The 18,498-nt window shown below is 68.2% G+C and carries 19 protein-coding genes; 6 read left to right on the top strand and 13 right to left on the bottom strand.

Annotated features, from left to right (window positions below):
* Positions 1-34: 34 nt before the first annotated feature.
* The 5 genes from BN976_RS23455 to BN976_RS23435 form a co-directional block, all read right to left on the bottom strand.
* On the bottom strand, positions 35-1,864 hold the full coding sequence (locus tag BN976_RS23455; protein WP_234935607.1) for a peptidoglycan D,D-transpeptidase FtsI family protein: 1,830 nt from the start codon (positions 1,862-1,864) through the stop codon (positions 35-37).
* A gap of 125 nt (positions 1,865-1,989) precedes the next feature.
* On the bottom strand, positions 1,990-3,021 hold the full coding sequence (locus BN976_RS23450) for a cell division protein FtsL (protein ID WP_036374535.1): 1,032 nt from the start codon (positions 3,019-3,021) through the stop codon (positions 1,990-1,992).
* Positions 3,022-3,023: 2 nt separating this feature from the next.
* Positions 3,024-4,160, bottom strand: coding sequence for a 16S rRNA (cytosine(1402)-N(4))-methyltransferase RsmH (rsmH, locus tag BN976_RS23445; RefSeq protein ID WP_084182371.1), 1,137 nt, complete (start codon positions 4,158-4,160; stop codon positions 3,024-3,026).
* The gene (locus BN976_RS23440) at positions 4,135-4,569 is read right to left on the bottom strand and encodes a division/cell wall cluster transcriptional repressor MraZ (RefSeq protein WP_011780731.1); all 435 of its coding nucleotides are present in this window, start codon (positions 4,567-4,569) and stop codon (positions 4,135-4,137) included. Before BN976_RS23440 ends, rsmH begins: the two co-directional genes overlap by 26 nt.
* 303 nt (positions 4,570-4,872) lie before the next feature.
* Positions 4,873-5,277 carry an SCO2097 family morphological protein gene (locus BN976_RS23435; protein WP_036374528.1) on the bottom strand — a complete coding sequence of 135 codons (405 nt, stop codon included), beginning with the start codon at positions 5,275-5,277 and terminating at the stop codon, positions 4,873-4,875.
* A gap of 241 nt (positions 5,278-5,518) precedes the next feature.
* Between BN976_RS23435 and BN976_RS23430 the strand changes: the two genes are divergently transcribed.
* The 4 genes from BN976_RS23430 to BN976_RS23415 all read left to right on the top strand — a co-directional run bounded on the left by BN976_RS23430 (position 5,519) and on the right by BN976_RS23415 (position 9,599).
* Positions 5,519-6,109, top strand: coding sequence for a GNAT family N-acetyltransferase (locus BN976_RS23430; protein WP_011780733.1), 591 nt, complete (start codon positions 5,519-5,521; stop codon positions 6,107-6,109).
* Between the two features lie 41 nt (positions 6,110-6,150).
* A complete protein-coding gene (locus BN976_RS23425; protein WP_011780734.1) occupies positions 6,151-6,840 on the top strand; it encodes an LppM family (lipo)protein in 690 nt (229 codons plus the stop codon).
* 85 nt (positions 6,841-6,925) lie between these two features.
* Positions 6,926-8,005, top strand: coding sequence for a bifunctional (2E,6E)-farnesyl/geranyl diphosphate synthase (gene idsA2 / locus BN976_RS23420; protein ID WP_011780735.1), 1,080 nt, complete (start codon positions 6,926-6,928; stop codon positions 8,003-8,005).
* A gap of 4 nt (positions 8,006-8,009) precedes the next feature.
* Positions 8,010-9,599, top strand: coding sequence for an alpha-(1->6)-mannopyranosyltransferase A (locus BN976_RS23415; RefSeq protein ID WP_036374525.1), 1,590 nt, complete (start codon positions 8,010-8,012; stop codon positions 9,597-9,599).
* Here BN976_RS23415 and BN976_RS23410 read toward each other — a convergent pair.
* Positions 9,520-9,924, bottom strand: a complete 405-nt coding sequence (locus BN976_RS23410; RefSeq protein ID WP_036374522.1) for an Rv2175c family DNA-binding protein — start codon at positions 9,922-9,924, stop codon at positions 9,520-9,522. The two genes, BN976_RS23415 and BN976_RS23410, sit on opposite strands and share 80 nt — an antisense overlap.
* A 52-nt stretch (positions 9,925-9,976) precedes the next feature.
* Here BN976_RS23410 and BN976_RS23405 point away from each other — a divergent pair, with 52 nt between their 5' ends.
* A complete protein-coding gene (locus tag BN976_RS23405; RefSeq protein ID WP_036374519.1) occupies positions 9,977-11,197 on the top strand; it encodes a protein kinase domain-containing protein in 1,221 nt (406 codons plus the stop codon).
* Here the strand turns inward: BN976_RS23405 and BN976_RS23400 are convergent.
* From BN976_RS23400 to BN976_RS23390, 3 genes are all read right to left on the bottom strand, one after another.
* Complete coding sequence (locus BN976_RS23400; protein ID WP_011780739.1) at positions 11,194-12,600, bottom strand: class II 3-deoxy-7-phosphoheptulonate synthase; 1,407 nt, start codon at positions 12,598-12,600, stop codon at positions 11,194-11,196. The genes BN976_RS23405 and BN976_RS23400 overlap by 4 nt on opposite strands.
* A gap of 95 nt (positions 12,601-12,695) precedes the next feature.
* Positions 12,696-13,187 (bottom strand): polyadenylate-specific 3'-exoribonuclease AS, encoded by a 492-nt coding sequence (locus BN976_RS23395; RefSeq protein WP_011780740.1) that lies wholly within the window; start codon positions 13,185-13,187, stop codon positions 12,696-12,698.
* 1 nt (position 13,188) lies between these two features.
* Entirely contained in the window at positions 13,189-14,079 is an 891-nt protein-coding gene (locus BN976_RS23390; protein WP_011780741.1) for a hypothetical protein, read from the bottom strand.
* 84 nt (positions 14,080-14,163) lie between these two features.
* Between BN976_RS23390 and BN976_RS23385 the strand changes: the two genes are divergently transcribed.
* Positions 14,164-15,450, top strand: coding sequence for a glycosyltransferase family 87 protein (locus BN976_RS23385; RefSeq protein ID WP_036374516.1), 1,287 nt, complete (start codon positions 14,164-14,166; stop codon positions 15,448-15,450).
* 60 nt (positions 15,451-15,510) lie between these two features.
* Here the strand turns inward: BN976_RS23385 and BN976_RS23380 are convergent, their stop codons facing one another.
* The 4 genes from BN976_RS23380 to BN976_RS23365 all read right to left on the bottom strand — a co-directional run bounded on the left by BN976_RS23380 (position 15,511) and on the right by BN976_RS23365 (position 18,456).
* Positions 15,511-16,233 (bottom strand): lysophospholipid acyltransferase family protein, encoded by a 723-nt coding sequence (locus BN976_RS23380; RefSeq protein WP_011780743.1) that lies wholly within the window; start codon positions 16,231-16,233, stop codon positions 15,511-15,513.
* Between the two features lie 90 nt (positions 16,234-16,323).
* Positions 16,324-16,743: a hypothetical protein gene (locus tag BN976_RS23375; protein WP_011780744.1), complete on the bottom strand. Its 420-nt coding sequence runs from the start codon at positions 16,741-16,743 to the stop codon at positions 16,324-16,326.
* The gene (locus BN976_RS23370; RefSeq protein WP_199559000.1) at positions 16,740-18,032 is read right to left on the bottom strand and encodes an ArsA family ATPase; all 1,293 of its coding nucleotides are present in this window, start codon (positions 18,030-18,032) and stop codon (positions 16,740-16,742) included. Before BN976_RS23370 ends, BN976_RS23375 begins: the two co-directional genes overlap by 4 nt.
* The gene (locus BN976_RS23365; protein WP_036374513.1) at positions 18,019-18,456 is read right to left on the bottom strand and encodes an SRPBCC family protein; all 438 of its coding nucleotides are present in this window, start codon (positions 18,454-18,456) and stop codon (positions 18,019-18,021) included. Before BN976_RS23365 ends, BN976_RS23370 begins: the two co-directional genes overlap by 14 nt.
* Between the last annotated feature and the right edge of the window lie 42 nt (positions 18,457-18,498).

Raw genomic sequence — 18,498 nt, 5'->3', positions numbered from 1 at the left:
CTGCTTTCGCATTCGTGGCGGCAGATGCCCGATGTCAGCCCGCCTGAAGGGTGAGCGGTGCACCCGGATCCGGGGACAGCGGAACGTTCTCCCGTCGCAGCAGCCACGACGCGATATTGTGGAACAGCGGTGCGGCCGAGGACCCCGGTGACCCGTCGGCGGCGCGATGCGGCGCGTCCAGCATCACTCCGATCACGTAGCGCGGTTCGTCCGCCGGGGCCATGCCCGCGAAGGTGATCCAGTAGACGTCGTCGTAGTAGCAGCCGCAGCCCGGGTTGATCTGCTGGGCGGTGCCGGTCTTGCCTGCGATCTGGTAGCCCTCGACGGCGGCCTGCGGGCCGGTGCCCTGCTGGATTCCGCGTGGATCTCGCTGCACCACCGACCGGAACATATTGCGTACGGTTCGTGCGGTCTGAGCCGAGACCACGCGGACACCTTCCGGCCGCGGCTCCTCGGTTCGGGTGCCGTCGGGTGCGAGGACGTCCTTGATGATGCGTGGCGGGACCCGCACGCCGTCGTTGGCGATGGTCTGGTAGATCCCGGTCATCTGCAGCAACGTCATCGAAAGACCTTGCCCGATAGGAAGATTGGAGAAGGTGCTGCCCGACCACTGGTCGATCGGCGGCACCAGCCCGGAACTCTCGCCGGGCAGTCCTACGCCGGTGCGCTGGCCCAGGCCGAACATCTTCAGCATCTCGGCGTAGCGCTCCGGGCCGAGACGCTGCGCGAGCATCAGCGTGCCCACGTTGGACGACTTCCCGAACACTCCGGTGGTGGTGTACGGCATCACGCCGTGGTTCCAGGCGTCGCGGACGGTGACCCCGCCCATGTTGATCGAGCCCGGGACCTGCAGCACCTCGTCAGGGGTGGTCAGGTTGTTCTCGATCACCGCTGCAGCGGTGATCATCTTGTTCACCGAGCCCGGCTCGAAGGGCGAGGACACCGGCAGGTTGCCCAGTTGCCGATTCTCCTGGCGGCTGAGGTCCTGCGCCGGGTTGAAGGTGTTGTCGTTCGACATCGCCAGCACCTCACCGGTTTTGGCGTCGAGCACCACAGCGGAGGCGTTCTTGGCGCCGGAGGCGTCCTTGGCCATCTGGACCTGCTGCTGCACGTAGAACTGGATGTCGTCGTCGATCGTCAGCGTGACCGTCGAGCCGTTGACCGCGTCGTGGCGGTTGCGGTAGCTGCCCGGGATCACGACCCCGTCGGAACCCCGGTCGTAGGTAACCGAGCCGTCGGTGCCGGCCAGCACGGAGTCCATCGAATCCTCAAGCCCCAGAAGACCGTGACCGTCCCAGTCGATACCCCCGACGATGTTGGCGGCCAGCACGCCGCCGGGGTACTGGCGCAGGTCCTGGCGCTCGGCGCCGACCTCGGGGAATTTCGTGGTGATCGCCTCGGCGATCGCGGGGTCGACGGCGCGGGCGAGGTAGACGAACGTCTCGTTGCTGCGCAGCTTCTTCAACACCGTCGCGGTGTCCGGTTTGTTGTCCAGCCGCGAGGAGATTTCGGCAGCGATCTCGCGCAGCCGGGCATCGGGGTCGGGTGCCGCCAAAGACTCCGAAGACTCGACCTCGCTGTTCTTCGCGAAGGCCTCCTCCAACTGCTTGCGCACCTTGACCGGCTGGAACGTCAGCGCCCTGGCCTCGATCGTGAAGGCCAGCTTGTCGCCGTTGCGGTCGACGATCGCACCACGCAGCGCCGGGTCGATGTCGGTGACCTTGAGCTGGCCTGCGGCCTCGGCGCGCAGCCCTTCGGCACGCGGCACCTGCAGCGTGAACAACTGCGCCGCGGCCACCACCAGCAACAGAAAGATCACCGCGTTGCCTGCGCGGTGACGGAAGACGAACGACGCACTGCGCAGCCCGTTCTGGGGCGCGGCCTGCCGGGTGCGTCGGGCCCTGGCGGAGCGTTCCTGGTTCGGCGCTTTGGCAAGCGCCTTGCCGGGGGTGGCCGGCGCGGCTGCGCGGGCCCGTCGCTTGTCGCGGCTCACGCCGGCGCCCCGGGTGCGGGCGCCGGCGGCAGCTGCGACGTCCCGGCATCCAGCGGCGCGGCGGGCACAGGCGCGGGGCCAGGCACAGGCACAGGCACAGGCACGGACCCGGGCACAGGCACAGGCCCGGGCGCCGGCAGCTGACCCGAAACCGCGTGCGGCACCTCTACATTCGGGACAGCAACGTTCGGGACGGCTCCGGGAACGGCCAGGGGCAGCGCGGGCGCCGTGCCGGGGATCGCCTGCGGGGCGGTGACCGACGGGAGCCGGACCGGCACCTCGAGGGGTTCGACGACGCGGGGGGCGGGCGGCGCGGGCGGGGCCGGTTCGGGCAGCGGCGCGTTCAGCGGCGGCGGCGGAACCCCTTCGGCCGGCTTGGGTGTTCCGACGACGACCCAGTTCCCGGACGGGTCCTGCACCAGGTGCGCGGTGTCCCGCGACGGGATCATGCCCAGGTTGCGGGCGGCCTCGGCGAGTGCCGGCGCGGCCTGGGCCTCGAGCACGTCACGTTCCAGCCCCTCCTTCTGCTGCAGCAGAGCCTGATTGAGCTGGCGAGCCGCACCGAGCTGGTAGGAACGTTCGGCGGCGTCGGTGGACAGCCACAGGGTCACACCCAACCCCAGCCCGAGTGCTCCGATGACCAGCACCACGAACGGCACCCTTGCGATCAGGCGACGTGGATCGAGCTCGATCGACGCCAACCGGACCAGGATCCGCTGGCGGAGTGGTGGGCGAACAACCTTGGGCGCCTTGGCCTTGCGCGCCTTGGCACGGGCCTTGGCCTGGCTTGTGCTCTTGGGCCGCGCCGGCACGTCCTTGGGCCGCGCGATCGGGGTGGTGCGCGGCGCCGAGCGCTGCGGGCGCGCGTCCCGTGTCTGCTGACGACCGCGTGGCGGCGCGTCGACCGGGGTGCGCTTGGTCTCGCGCACCGGCCGGCGCTTGGCCGCGCGGGGCGACTTCTTCGCCGAGGTGCGGGCCCGGCCCGGTTCCCCCGTCGCGGTCTTGCGCATCGGCTTCTGTGCCTTCATCGCTACTGTCCCCCAACTTTCTCCAGTGCGCGCAACCGGACCGGGGCGCTTCTCGGATTGCGTTCGATCTCCTCGGCATCGGCGCGTTCGGCACCTCGTGTCAGCGCCACGAACCTCGGCCCGTGTCCGGGGAGTTCCACCGGCAGACCGGGCGGCGTGCGGGACGCGGTGGCGGCGGCGAACTCGGTCTTGACGATCCGGTCCTCCAGCGACTGGTAGGCCATCACCGCGATCCGTCCGTGCGGTCGCAACACCTCGAGTGCGGCCGGAATCGCGAGCCGCAGCGACTCCAACTCGGCGTTCACCTCGATACGGAGCGCCTGGAAGGTGCGCTTAGCGGGGTGACCTCCGGTGCGGCGTGCCGGCGCCGGAATCGCCTGGTAGAGCAGCTCGACCAGTTCGCCGGTGGTCGAGAACGGCGTGTTGGCGCGGCGCCTCACGATCTGGGCGGCGATGCGGCCCGCGAACTTCTCCTCGCCGTACACGCGCAGCACGCGGGCCAGCGCCTTCTCGTCATAGGTGTTGAGGACCTGGGCCGCCGTCAGGTCGGACCCGGAGTCCATCCGCATGTCCAGCGGCGCATCGACGGAGTACGCGAACCCCCGCTCAACCCGGTCGAGCTGCATCGAGGATACCCCGAGGTCGAACAGGATAGCGTCCACTCCCGTTGCAGCACAGTTACTTTCGGCGACTGCGGCGGCGATTCCGTCGTAACGGGTGCGCACCAGAGTGACCCGGTCGCCGAACCGGGCCAGCCGGTCGCCCGCGATCTGCAGTGCGTCGGGGTCGCGGTCCAGACCGATCAGCCGCAGCGCCGGGAACTGGGTCAGGAATCGCTCGGAGTGTCCGCCGGCCCCCAGTGTGGCGTCGACCAGCGTCGCGCCGGAACCGTCGGTGGACGTCCTGGTCAGCGCGGGGGCGAGCAGCTCGACACATCGGTCGAGAAGGACCGGGATATGAGGCTCGTCATCCACCATCGCTGCACTCGGGGAGGTCGGGGCGGCCCCTGCAGTGAGGTCCCTGTCCGAGGGTGCGGACCTGACGTCGGGGAAGTACGTCAGGGCCGGTTCGGGCAGAGGCCGCACTGCACGGGCCTGCGGGCCGGTGGCCAGATCAGAGAATGTCGCCGAGTGCTTCATCGCTGGCCGCGGAGAAGTTCTCTTCGTGAAGCTCCTGGTAGTCCTGCCACGCCTGGGCGTCCCAGATCTCCAGGAACCCGATCGATCCCGTCACCACGCATTCCTTGGTCAGGTTCGCGTAGCGGCGGTGCTCGGCCGAGAGGGTGATGCGGCCTTGTGCATCCGGGTACTGCTCGTCGGTACTTGCGGCCAGGTTGCGCAGGTAAGCGCGGGCCTGGGGGTTACCGCGCTTGGCCTTGGCGGAGATCTCGGCGATCATCTCCTCGAATTCGGCCCGCGGATGGACAGCCAGGCTGTGATCTTGGCTCTTGGTGACCATCAACCCTCCTGCCAGCGCGTCGCGGAACTTGGCGGGCAACGTCAGTCGCCCTTTGTCGTCGAGCTTTGGCGTGTAGGTGCCGAAGAACATCTCGCCACCTCGCAGACCTCACTCAAGCCTTGCCCTCAACGGAACCCCGGTCGCTCCGTTGTCCGCCACTTTACCCCACAATCCCCCACTTTGCTCCAAATGTCGGGCCGAGTTTTGCCCCACCGGCGCGCTTTCAGGGCCATCTTCCGGGCAGTCAGATCCCCGGACCGCCCGCAGCCCGCATATCGACATGGAAAAACCCCAGCTCAATGCCTTGTTCTGGGCGGCGGGGCCGGGGTGGGGCGTTGTGGGGCAAAAAAACGAGGGGCAGCCCTATGGGCTGCCCCTCGTCAGGTCTTCGGACTAGTCGTCGAAGCGCCGGCGGAACCGGTCCTCCATCCGACTGGTGAATGAACCACCGCCGCCCTTGGCACGCTTCTGACGTGCAGCGGGCCCACCGGCACCGGTCGCACGGTCCACCTTGGCCACCCGCGGACCGGTGATCGCGAAGACGACGCCGCCGAACATCACGATGAAGCCGATCACCGACAGAACCGGCAGGCTGCCGATCCAGGTCGCCTTGAACGCCACACCGGACACGAGCATCGCCAACCCGAGCACGAAGAGCGCTGCACCCTGCAGTCGGCGCCGTGTCGAGGGGGCGCGCAGGGTTCCACCACGGACGCTGGACGCGAACTTGGGGTCCTCGGCATAGAGCGCGCTCTCGATCTGGTCGAGCATGCGCTGCTCATGATCGGAGAGTGGCATTCGTCCCTCCCTCTTGCCGTGGGGGCGTCGCAGTCGTTCAAGATCACGGGTGCCCGCGTATGTACGGGCACTTAACAGTAATGATACGAGCTCAATCTGAGCCGTACCACCTAGTTCGATGCCCGATTCTATGACGTACACCGCCTTCGACAGCTGATGCCCTCGCCCGTCCGATGCCCGGGTGGCGCTGGGCCCGATAATGGGTGTCGGCCACACGACACCTTCGGGGAGGGGTAGACACTTGGCGGCACGTCTGATCGATCTGTCGCCGGGCGATATGCAACAGCGCCTCAGGGAAGCGTTGGCGGTGTATGTCGACGCCATGCACTACCCCCGCGGCACCGAGGATCAGCGCGCGTCGATGTGGCTCGAACACATCCGCAGGCGCGGCTGGAAGGCCGTCGCCGCGATCGACGTACCCGACGTCCCCGACCCGCAGGCACTCCCCTCGTCCGCGCCGCTGCTCGGCATCGCGTACGGCTACTGCGGGTCCCCCGATCAGTGGTGGCAGCAGCAGGTCGTGTCCGGACTGAAACGCAGCGGCGTCGACGGGGCGCGCATCACCGAGCTGATGACCAGCTATTTCGAGCTCACCGAGCTGCACATCCACCCCCAGGCGCAGGGCCGCGGCCTCGGCGAGGCGCTGATCCGGCGCCTCCTGGACGGCCGCTCCGAACAGTACGTCCTGCTGTCCACCCCCGAGATCAACGGCGAGGGCAACCGCGCCTGGCGGCTCTACCGCCGGCTCGGCTTCACCGACGTGATCCGCGGCTATCACTTCGCCGGTGATCCCCGGGCGTTCGCCATCCTGGGCCGCCCGCTACCTCTGTGATCTGAAGAGGAGATCTGCAACCGATCTGGCACGATGACCAGGTGCTGAACCGTCACCGCGCCCGCAGACGCCTCTTCGCGCTGGTGTTGTTGCTGTTGGTCGTGGCGCCCTCACTCATCGGCTGTGTCCGGATACGGGCCTCGATCACCGTGTCGCCCGACGACCGGGTGTCGGGGCAGATCGTCGCGGCGGCCATTCCGCGCGACGACAACGACAAGGGCCCCCAGCTGCTCAACAACCTGCCGTTCGCGCAGAAGGTGGCCGTATCCGACTACAGCCGCGACGACTACGTCGGATCGCAAGCGGTGTTCTCCGATCTCACCTTCGCCGAACTGCCCCAGCTGGCCAGCATGAACCGGGACGCCGCCGGGGTGGACATCTCGCTGCGCCGCGCCGGCGACCTGGTGATCCTCGAAGGGCGGGCCGACCTGACCTCGCTCAGCGATCCGGAAGCCGACGTGTCACTGTCGGTCGCCTTCCCCGGCGAGGTGACCTCCACCAACGGTGAGCAGATCTCGTCCTCGGTCGTCGAGTGGAAGCTGCGGCCCGGCGTGGTCAGCACGATGAACGCCCAGGCCCGCTACACCGACCCCAGCGCGCGGTCGTTCACCGGAGCCGCGATCTGGCTCGGGATGGCGTCGCTCGTGGTCGCGGGCATAATCGGCTGGCTGGCCTACTCCAACCGGGACCGATCCCCGCGCCCCGGCGAAACACAGGAACCGACGCGGTAGGGCTTACCGCCCCCTTCTGGGCGGCAGGCTCTACGCTGAGCACCCGGGGGCGTGTGCGAAGACGAGAAAGGGGCGCGCGCTGAGCGTGGATGCATCGGCACCGTCAGCCGTCGAGCTGGCAGCGGCCGTCACCGAACAGCTTCGCGACTACCTGCGTGCTCGCCGCCGAGATGCGGCATACATCGGCGCGGGCTATGCGGTGTTGACCGAGGCCGTCGAAGAGTTCGTGCTGCGCGGCGGGAAACGACTTCGCCCCGCGTTCGCGTACTGGGGCTGGCGCGCCGTCGCCGGCACAGAACCCGGACCGGAGGCGCTGCGGTTGTTCTCCGCACTCGAGCTTCTGCACGCGTGCGCACTCGTTCACGACGACGTCATCGACGCCTCGGCCACCCGGCGCGGCCTGCCGACCGTGCACCGGATCTTCGCCGAACGGCACCGCAGCAACAACTGGCTCGGCTCGTCGGAACAGTTCGGCCTGTCGGCGGCGATTCTGCTCGGCGACGTCGCGCTGGTGTGGGCCGACGACATCGTCGCGAGCGCCGAGATCGGCGTCGAAGCACACCGGCGGGTTCAGCGGGTGTGGGCGGCGATCCGGACCGAGGTTCTCGGCGGGCAGTACCTGGACATCGTCAACGAGGCCACCGGCGCAGAGACCGTGGCGTCGGCACTGACCGTCAACATCTACAAGACCGCGTCCTACACGATCTCCCGTCCGCTGCAGCTGGGCGCCGCGGCCGCTGCCGACTGCCCCGAAGTGCTCTCGGCGTTCCACGAACTGGGAACCAGCCTCGGGGTGGCGTTCCAGCTGCGCGACGACGTCCTCGGAGTGTTCGGCGACCCGGCCGTCACCGGCAAGCCGTCCGGCGACGACCTGCGCTCCGGCAAGCGCACGGTGCTGCTCGCCGAGGCCGTCGAGCTCGCCGAGAAGCACGATCAGATCGCGGCCAAACTACTGCGCACGTCCATCGGCACCGACCTGACCGACGCCCAGGTCAAGGAGGTGTGCCTGGTGATCGAGTCGGTCGGGGCGCTGGCGGCCGTCGAGAGCCGGATCGACACCCTGACCCGGCGCGCGCTGGACATCCTCAACTCCGCGCCCATCGACGTACAGGCCAAGGCCGGGCTGGCCGAGCTCGCCAGGATGGCCGCGAACCGGTCCGCCTAGGAGCATGACGACCCCCGCCCCGCCTCAGGCTCCGAGAACCGACCTGTCGGATCATCTGCGACGCCTCAGAGAATTCACCCTGTCCCCGCAGGCCCGGCCCGCGCTCGTCGGTGCGCTCGGCGCCACGCTGATCACCGCAGGTGGCCTCGGCGCGGGCAGCACCCGGCTACACGACCCGGTGCTCGAATCGATGCACCTGTCCTGGTTGCGGTTCGGGCACGGGCTGGTGGTGTCCTCGCTGCTGCTGTGGGGCGGTGTGGCGCTCATGCTGATGGCGTGGCTGTGGCTGGGCCGTCGGGTCGTCGACCGCACCGCCACCGAGTACACGATGATCGCCACCACAGGATTCTGGTTGGCGCCCTTGTTGCTGAGTGTTCCGGTGTTCAGCCGCGACACCTATTCCTACCTGGCACAGGGGGCGTTGCTGCGCGACGGATTCGACCCCTACGTGGTGGGCCCGGTCGAGAATCCGAACTCGTTGCTCGACGACGTCAGCCCGATCTGGACCACGACGACCGCCCCCTACGGTCCCGCGTTCATCCTGGTCGCCAAGTTCGTCACGATCCTGGTCGGCAACGACGTCGTCGCCGGCACCATGCTGCTGCGCCTCTGCATGCTGCCCGGGCTGGCGCTGCTGATCTGGGCGGTGCCGCGGGTGGCCCGCCACGTCGGGGCCAGCGGCGTGGCCGCACTGTGGATCGGCGTGCTCAACCCGCTGGTGATCGTCCATCTGATGGGTGGCGTCCACAACGAGATGCTGATGGTCGGGCTGATGATGGCGGGCATCGCGCTGTGCCTTTCGGGCCGCAACGTCTGGGGTATCACGTTGATCGCGGTCGCTGTGGCGGTGAAAGCCACCGCGGGACTGGCGCTTCCGTTCATGGTCTGGGTGTGGGCACGCAGACTGCGTGACCGCCGCGGCTTGGCACCGGTGAAGGCGTTCGCCGCGGCCACCGCGGCATCGCTGGTGATCTTCGTCGCGGTTTTCTCGGTGCTGTCACTGGCGGCCGGTGTCGGACTGGGCTGGTTGAACGCGCTGGCCGCCGGAAACGTCAAGATCATCAACTGGCTGACGGTGCCCACCGCGCTGGCGAACCTGATCAACGCCGTGGGCGGCCTGGTCTTCCCGGTGAACTTCTACGCCGTGATCGACGTGACGCGCATCGTCGGTCTGGCGATCATCGCGATCTCGGCGCCGGTGCTGTGGTGGCGCCTTCGCCACACCGACCGGGAAGCGTTGATGGGCATCGCACTGGTGATGGCCGTGGTGGTGCTGTTCGTACCGGCGGCCCTGCCGTGGTACTACACCTGGCCGCTGGCGGTCGTCGCCGCACTGGCGACCTCCCGCCGGTCGATGGCGCTGATCGCCGGCTTCTCGACGTGGATCACCGTGATCTGGCGGCCCGACGGAGCCCACGGCATGTACTCGTGGGGGCACGTGCTGCTCTCGCTCTCGTGTGCCGCAGCCGCGTGGTACTGGCTGTACAAGGCTCCGGAGGGGACCGCCGAAGCGGTCAGTACGCCATCGCCTGCGCGCGACGAACCACCTCACGAGCCTGATGCGAGTGCAACGCATCGACCGGGCGGGCGTTAGCCTGCCCTTCGGTCGAGCCGTCGCGGCGGATCGTCAGCGACGCGTCGGGGGTGAAAAGCCACCGCACGATCTCGGTTTCGGTGTACCCACCGTCGCGCAGCACCACCAGCAGGCCGGACAGGCTCTTGACCACATGCCCACTGTCGTCGAAGAAGACTTTCGGCACCACGATGGTTCCCCCGCGCCGCACCGCGACCAAATGTCCCTCCCGCAGTTGCTGGTGAACCTTGGTCACGGGCATGCCCAACAGTCGTGCCACCGTGGGCAGGTCGTACACGGCCTCGTCGGATTCCAGGACATCCTCGGAAGTCGGAATGCTGCTCATCGCAGAGAGTCTAGGGCTCGGCTGCACAGCTGTCGCGGTCCCGACTCGTACCATGAATCCGATGGAGACCTACCAGCGATCCAGCCCACTGACCGGGGCCGTGCTGGACGGTCGCTACCGGGTGGACTCGTTGATCGCCACCGGCGGCATGTCTGCGGTGTACCGCGGCCTCGACCAGAGGCTCGATCGCCCGGTTGCGTTGAAGATCATGGACTCCCGGTACGCGGGAGACCAGGATTTCCTCACCCGGTTCCAGCGTGAGGCCCGCGCCGTGGCACGGCTGAAGGATCCCGGGCTGGTTGCGGTGTACGACCAGGGCATCGATGGTCAGCACCCGTTCCTGGTGATGGAGCTGGTCGAGGGTGGCACCCTGCGCGAGCTGCTGCGCGAGCGCGGCCCGATGCCCCCGCACGCCGTCGCGGCGGTGCTCCGTCCCGTGCTTTCAGGGCTGGCCGCCGCACACTCCGCCGGGCTGGTGCACCGCGACATCAAGCCCGAGAACGTACTGATCAGTGACGACGGCGAGGTCAAGATCGCCGACTTCGGTCTGGTGCGTGCGGTGGCCGAGGCCAAGATCACCTCGACGAGCGTGATCCTCGGGACCGCCGCCTACCTCTCCCCCGAGCAGGTCGCCACCGGCGAAACCGACTCGCGCGGCGACGTGTACTCCGTCGGGATCCTGGTCTACGAGTTGCTGACCGGGCGCACGCCGTTCACCGGAGACACCGCGCTGGCGGTGGCCTACCAGCGCATGGATCGCGACGTCGCACCTCCGAGCACTGTGATCGACGGTGTGCCACGGCAATTCGACGACCTCGTGCTGTGTGCGACGTCACGCGACCCGGCCGACCGGTTCGCCGATGCCGCCGAGATGGCCGAGGAACTCGAGACCATCGTCCGCGAACTCGCACTCCCGCAGTTCCGGGTCCCCGCGCCGCGGAACTCGGCGCTGCACAACTCCGCGAACACGTCGACGGTTTCGCAGGATGCGCACGACACCACAGTCCACCTCGACAAGCCGGACCCGGCGGGTCCGGTGAACCGGGACACCAGGGTGTTCAGCCGCGACGAACTACCGGTCGACGACGGATACGACGACGAATACCGTTCCACCGCAGGACGATTCGCCGGAATCGAGCTCGATGAATTCTACTGGGCGCGCCAGCGCTCCCGGCGTGTGCTGTTCTTCTGGGTGGTCGCGGTGATCACCCTGGCTGCGCTGGCCGCCGCCGGGGCGTGGACCCTCGGCACCAACCTGAGCAACCTGCTCTAACCGCGGAGCATCTCCGCGACCAAGAACGCCAGCTCCAGCGACTGCTGCGTGTTCAGCCGCGGGTCGCAGGCGGTCTCGTAGCGGCCGGCCAGGTCGGTGTCCGAAATGTCTTGTGCGCCACCGAGACACTCGGTGACGTTCTCACCGGTGATCTCGACGTGGATGCCGCCGGGGTGCGTGCCGAGCGCGTGGTGCACCTCGAAGAAGCCCTGCACCTCGTCGACGATGCGGTCGAAGTGGCGCGTCTTGTAGCCGGTCGAGGACTCGTGGGTGTTGCCGTGCATCGGGTCGCACTGCCAGACGACCTGATGCCCCGAGGCCTGTACCTTCTCGATGATCGGCGGCAGCACGTCGCGCACCTTGTGATTGCCCATCCGGCTGACCAGGGTGAGCCGGCCCGGCTCGTTGTTCGGGTCCAGCCGCTCGACGTATTCGACGGCAAGCTCGGGCGACGTGGTCGGGCCGATCTTGATACCGACCGGGTTGGCGATGACCTCGGCGAAGGCCACGTGGGCGCCGTCGAGCTGGCGGGTGCGCTCACCGATCCACACGTAATGGGCCGACAGGTCGTAGAGCTTCGGCGGACCGTCCGAGGCCGGATCGGCGGAGTCAGCGATGTTCATGCGCAGCATCGCCCGCTCGTAGTCCAGCACCAGGGCCTCGTGGCTCGCGTAGATCTCCGCGGTGTCGAGGTTGCGATCGTCGACCCGGCACGCGCTCATGAAGCGCAGGCCGCGGTCGATCTCCCCGGCCAGCGCCTCGTACCGGGCACCGGCGGGCGAGGTGCGGACGAACTCCCTGTTCCAGTCGTGCACCTGGTGCAGTGAGGCCATCCCCGACGACGTCAGCGCCCGCACCAGGTTCATCGCGGCGCTGGCGTTGGCGTACGCGCGCACCAGACGCGACGGGTCATGCTCGCGGACCGCGGCGTCCGGGGCGAAGCCGTTGACCATGTCGCCGCGGTAGGACTTCAGGCCCAGCGCGTCGGTGTCCGAGGAGCGGGGCTTGGCGTACTGCCCCGCGATACGGGCCACCTTGACCACCGGCATGCTCGCACCGTAGGTCAGCACCACGGCCATCTGGAGCAGCGTGCGGATGTTCGCGCGGATGTGCGGCTCGGTGTTGTCGACGAACGTTTCGGCGCAGTCGCCGCCCTGCAGCAGGAACGCCTGACCCCGAGCGACGTCGGCCAGCTGCGACTTCAACCGTTCGATCTCCGACGGGACCGTGACGGGCGGCACGCTCTCGAGCACCTTGCGCATCGCCGCGGCCTGTCCGGCGTCCCAGGACGGTTGCTGCAGTGCCGGCCTGGCCAGGGCGGCGTCGAGGCGCTGCCGCAGATCCTCGGGCAGCGGCGGGAGCGCAGGCAGCTGGTCGATGGGTACGTCGACGGTCCAGTTCACCCGTTTATGGTAACCACGCCGCAAAACCGCACTTCGCGACGCGTGCGTTGCCGCCGGGGTCAGCCGCCCGCTATCTGGGCGACTCGCCGCGCCTGCTATCTCGGCGGCTCGCCGCCCTTCATCACCCGGTAGCGCACCAGGTTGTGCTTGGCGTCGACGAGCGCGTCGTGCGCATCAGGGGGCCGGGGCGGCATCCTGGGGCAACCGTGGTCCTCCCAGAGTTGGCGCAGCTCGCGGGTGAAGCGCGGGATGGCGGGCGGCAGGTCGGTCATAGGCCCCCAGAGCTGGCACAACACCACGTGGTCGTAGGCACCGACCCAGGCCCACAGCTCGATCGGCTCGTCGCCGTCGATGCCGAAGAAGTCCTCCAGCTCGGTGCGGATCTGCCTGCGCGAGCGCCACAGCGGCGACGCCGGCGAAGGCAGCTTGGGCAGCACGTTCTTACGCACCCAGCGACCCGCCTGATCTGGGTTGAATTCCGTTGAGATCGCGTAGTATTCGCGACCGTCCTCGGCGGCGACGCCTATCGAGATCAACTCGATGGTGCGGCCGTCGTCGATGAATTCGGTGTCATAGAAGTACCTCAAGTCATGAAGCTTTCTGGGTGACGGGCTCGGGGTTGCCCGGGGCCGGTGCCGCGTGGATCTCGCGGTCGAGTTGTTCGTCGACCAGCGCGTCGTCGGGGAACTTGGGCATGCCCGCGATCGCGTCCTGCAGCCACAGCTTGGCCTGTACGACCGGCCGGCGCAGCCACCGCTCCCGCTCCAGCGCGCGGTGCATTTTGCGGGGCCGCTTGGTGTAGCGCCAGCGCGCCCACGGTGCGTGTGGCCGCGACAGCCTGATCGCGCCGACGAACAGCAACGGTGTGATGAACATGCCGACCAGGCCGGTCCACACCTTGCCCTTGAGCAGCACGATGACCGCGAGTGCGAGCGTCAGCACCGCCGCGACCACCACGATGGTGCGCGCGGCCACGGAGTGGTCGTTCTGCCAGATGCCGACGTCGAAGAACGACAGCGGGTTGAAACCCAGGATCAGCAGGCCGGCGACCGCGACGGCCACGAAGACGGCGTCCACCGAAGTGCGCCCGTCCTCGGCCCAGTACACGTCGGACAGGTGCAGGATCAGTGCGAACTCGTCGAGGACCAGCGCCGCACCGATACCGAAAAGGATTGACGCAGCCGTGAACTCGGGTATACCCCCGTCGACAGCAAGTGCGACCATCGAGATGCCGGACACCATGACCAGAATTACACCGATCACCATGTGGTGGATGTGCAGGCCGCCGCCGCCGGAGATGTTGTGCGGCTGCCACCACTTGCGGGGCGCATCGCTGTCGGCGTGGCTGCGGATGTACCGCACGATCGTGCGGGTGATGAAGAACGTGAGGATGAATGCCACCAGGCAGCAGACCAACGGCAGCCGCGAGGGCGGGAGATGTGTCGAGAAGCCCAACTCGACGTCAAGGTCCGGTCGCACCCAGAAAACTTACGCCGACCTGCGCGTGGCGAGCCCGGGATACCCGACGACTCGCCGGTGGGCACCGATAGTCTGGTCCCCGACATGAGTAACAGGCAGTCGCCCGGCGGGGCTGGTTGGAAGCCGACGCTGGCGTGGCGGCTGTTCCAGCTCTTGACGTTTGCAGCTCTGGCGGCGGCGGCGTGGCGCCTCCTCGGGCACGTTCCGTACCGCATCGACATCGACGTCTACCGGATGGGCGGCCGGGCCTGGCTCGACGGCCAGTCGTTGTACGCCGACGGCGCGATGTTCCAGACGCGGGGCGGGTTGGAACTGCCGTTCACCTATCCGCCGCTGGCCGCCGTCGCGTTCGCGCCGTTCGCGCTGCTGTCGCTGGAGGCGGCAAGTGTGGCGATCACGCTGACCACGCTGATCCTGCTGCTGGTCTCCACGGTGATCGTGCTGACGCGGCTGGACGTGTGGCCGAGCACCCGGGTCACCTCCGAGCCGGCCTGGTTGCGCAGGTGCTGGCTGGCGGCGGCGATCGTCGCGCCCGCGGTGCTCTATCTGGAACCTCTGCGGGCGAACTTCGACTTCGGCCAGATCAACGTGGTGCTGATGACGCTGGTGATCGCCGACTGCGTGCCGCGTCGCACACCGTGGCCGCGGGGAGTGCTGCTGGGTGTGGCGATCGCGGTGAAGCTGACACCTGCGGTGTTCCTGCTGTATTTCCTGCTCCGTCGTGACGTGCGCGCGCTACTGGTCACAGCGGCGTCCGCGGTGGTGGCGACGCTGGCCGGCTTCGCGCTGGCATGGCGGGATTCCTGGGAATACTGGTTGGAGACCGTCCGCAACACCGACCGCATCGGCACGGCGACCCTGAACACGAACCAGAACATCGCGGGTGTGCTGGCCCGGCTGGGGCTCGGTGAAGGTGAACGCTTCGTGGTGTGGACCGTGTTGTGCTTCGCGGTGCTCGGCCTCACCGTGTGGGCGGCGCGGCGGGCCCTGCGCGCCGAGCAGCCGGTGCTTGCCCTGATCTGTGTGGCGATGTTCGGCCTGGTGGTCTCCCCCGTGTCGTGGTCGCACCACTGGGTGTGGGCACTGCCCACGGTGCTGGTGACGGCCGTGCTCGCGGTGCGGCTGCGCCATGTCGCGCTCGCAGTGGTGTCGGCGGCCGGGCTCGCGCTGATGGTGTGGACACCGATCACGTTGCTGCCCGAGCACCGGGAAACCACCGCATCGCTGTGGCGTCAACTCGTCGGCGGCTCCTACCTGTGGTGGGCGCTCGCCGTGATCGTCGTCAGCGCGACCGTGACCCTTCCACGGCCCGGCAGGGACGCTCCCGGCCTGGGTGCGGCCGAACCGGCCACCAACGGCATCAAAGCCTAGATCGGCTCAGCCGGCTCAGCCGGCTCAGCCGGCTCAGCCGGCTCAAGTTGAACTGCCGGCTCAGCCGGCGGCGGCTTCGGGGAGCCGGGTCGGCGGCTTCCCGGCCGCATCACCTTTTCCCAGCTTGACGTCGGCGGCATAGAGGTCGACGTACTCCTGGCCCGACAACCGCATCAGCTCGTACATCACCTCGTCGATCACCGCACGCTCGATGAACCGGTTGCCGGCCAGCCCGTCGAACCGGCTGAAGTCCATCGGCGGGCCGATCTTGATCCTGACCCGGCCGAAGCGCAACCCCTTGCCGGGAGGATTGACGACGTCCGTGCCGATCATCGCGACCGGAAGCACCGGGACCTGCGTCTGCAGCGCCAGGCGGGCCAGCCCGGTCTTCCCCTTGTACAGCCGACCGTCCGGCGATCGCGTGCCCTCGGGATACATCCCGAGCAGCTTGCCCTGACCGAGAATTCGCTCGGCGGTGTTCAGCGCGGCCTGGGCGCTGTCGGCGTCGGTGCGATCGATCGGCACCTGACCGACAGCGGTGTAGAACCACGCAAGGAAGCGCCCTTTGACTCCGGTGCCGGTGAAGTACTCCGACTTGGCCAGGAAGGTGATCCGCCGACGAACCATCAACGGCAGATAGAAGCTGTCCATCACGGCCAGGTGATTGCTGGCCAGAATCGCCGCTCCACCCTGCGGAACATGTTCCAGCCCTTCAATTTTGGGACGGGCAATCAGCGCCAGAAGAGGACCCAACAAGACGTACTTGAACAGCCAGTACCACATGGATCCTCCGGATCGACCGACCGCGGCGCGGTCAATATGCTCTTGGACAACCTTACCCACGCCCTGTGCGTCCAACCACAGCTGCGGCGCCTATTCTTCGACGCTCACCGGGATGTGCTGGTAGCGGCCGGGCGACGGCGGCGGCGACGGCGGTCCGCCGGGGCCGTCCGGATCAGGCGGCGTCGGCTCGTCCGGCGGCGGGCCGCCGGGAGGGGGCTTCTGACCCGGCCCCGTGTTCGCGGAGGTCTCGACGTCGTCGACCATCGCCTTGAGAAGCGTCAACAGTGCCACGCTGTGCTCGGCCACCACGCTGAGCAGCGGATGCTGCTCCCCCGAGATCAGCGCGGCCAGCGCGCAGACCGGACACCACACCTGCTGACATCGTCCGGGACCGCTGCCGCCCGCCTGGGCCCGGGCCGCGGCAAGGCGGACCGCGGGATCGAGCTTGTCCAGGATCGACTGGGCGAGCACTCGCAGTTCCGGCCCCAGATCGGAGTGAGCCCCACTCAACGCGGCCACACCTCCGGGTTAGGTCGGAATCGCACCGTCAGCTCGCTTCCGCGCAGCTGCGCGCCGATGACGATGCATCGCCGAAGCACCGACGCGAGGCGAACCCGGCGCCGCATACCTCCGACGCCGATGATCAGGTCGTCATCGACCCTACCCAACGACAAAGCCGAGGAGTCGAGCTGCGGCAATTCCAGCCGCAGCCGGTACACGGCATCGAGGCCGGTGCCCGATTCCCGGTCGACGATCGGATGTAGCGGACCCGGCGGCGGCGACCCGCCCCTGCTGCGGGCGCATTCGAGGAGTTCACCCAGCGCCTTGGCGCCGATCGGCTCGCCGGACAGGTGCGGCACCATCACCAGTTGCACGTCACCGATCACGCGGTCGAGTTCGGTGAGCACCGCCTGCTGCTCGGAGATCCTCTCGGAGTACCAGTCAAAGGCCGGATGGGCGGGGAGATTGCGATACTCGAACGAATCATCCTGCACCAAAACCTGATTGACGATGAATTCGGCGATCTGCACACCCATCAACGACAACGTGCCCAGCGTGCGGACCGCTTCGGCGGCCACCACCCGTTCGGCCGTCATCACCAGGTGCGCGCTCACCCGCGACCCGTCGGTGAGCAGCGTGTCGAGCCGATCGGTACCCGCCCCGATCCGCTCGAGTAGTTCGACCACCGCCGCCGACCGGACATCGTCCACACCGGACAGCCGGCGATGCCTCGGCCATGCGCGCTCCAGGTAGAGCGAGAACGTCGCAGGCAGCGTGAGCATGCGCATCGCGTCGGCGGTCGAGGCACAGTCGACCACGACCAGATCCCACTGCCCGGAGTCCGCGAGTTCACCGACCTCGTGCAGACCCAACACCTCCTGGACTCCAGGTAACGCCGAAAGCTCTTCTGGCGCAATGTCTCCCACGTCCGATTCGGGGAACCTGGCGGCGAGCGGGCCCGCGATCAAGCGCCAGCGCTCGGAGAGCACCGCCAGCGTGTCGAGGGCGAGCGCGTCGAGGAACCCTCCCCCGGACTCCGCCGTGTCGAGCTCGGCCAGCACGCGGGTGGGATCCCGGCGCCCGGTCGGAACGAGGTTGACCCCCAACACGTCACCGGTGGAATGCGCCTGGTCGGTGGACACGATGAGGACCCGCATCCCGGCGCGCGCCGCACGCACTGCCGTCGCGGTCGCCAGCGTCGACTTGCCCACGCCACCCTTGCCGACGAACAGGCCGATCCGGGCCGCCCCGGGCGTCCACGCCGCGTCGGTGGCGCCTCTGCCCTCAGTCAGCCTCAACTCGTTTCTTCAGGTCCTTCAGTGCGGTATCCGTCAGACGTCGTTCGGCCTTCCTCTTGAGCAGCCCGATCATCGGGATGATCAGGTCGACGGAGAGCTCATAGGTGACGTCGGTGCCAGATCCTCTCGGCACCAAGCGATATGCCCCGTCCAGCGATTTGAGCAGGGAGCTGGAGACCAGCGACCAGGTGACCGAGTTGCGATCGGCGGGCCACCGGTAGGCCAGCACCATGCTGTCTTTGAGCACCGCGGCGTCGAGGACCAGCCTGGCCACCTTCGGATAGCCCTCGGCGTCGGCTTCGAGAACCTCGGCCTCCTTGTACTCGGCGACCCATTCCGGGTAGGAGCCGATGTCGGCGATGACGTCCATCACCGTCGAGGGATCGGCATCGATGTAGATGGTCTGCGCCGTCTTGTCCGCCACTGGAACCTTCCCCGCTATGGTCTGGTCACTGGCCAGAAATCT

Origin of the sequence: Mycolicibacterium austroafricanum, assembly GCF_000612725.1 — a bacterium.
GTDB lineage: Bacteria > Actinomycetota > Actinomycetes > Mycobacteriales > Mycobacteriaceae > Mycobacterium > Mycobacterium austroafricanum.
The sequence above is the reverse complement of the archived record's forward strand: the minus strand, read 5'-3'. Positions and strand labels throughout refer to the sequence as shown.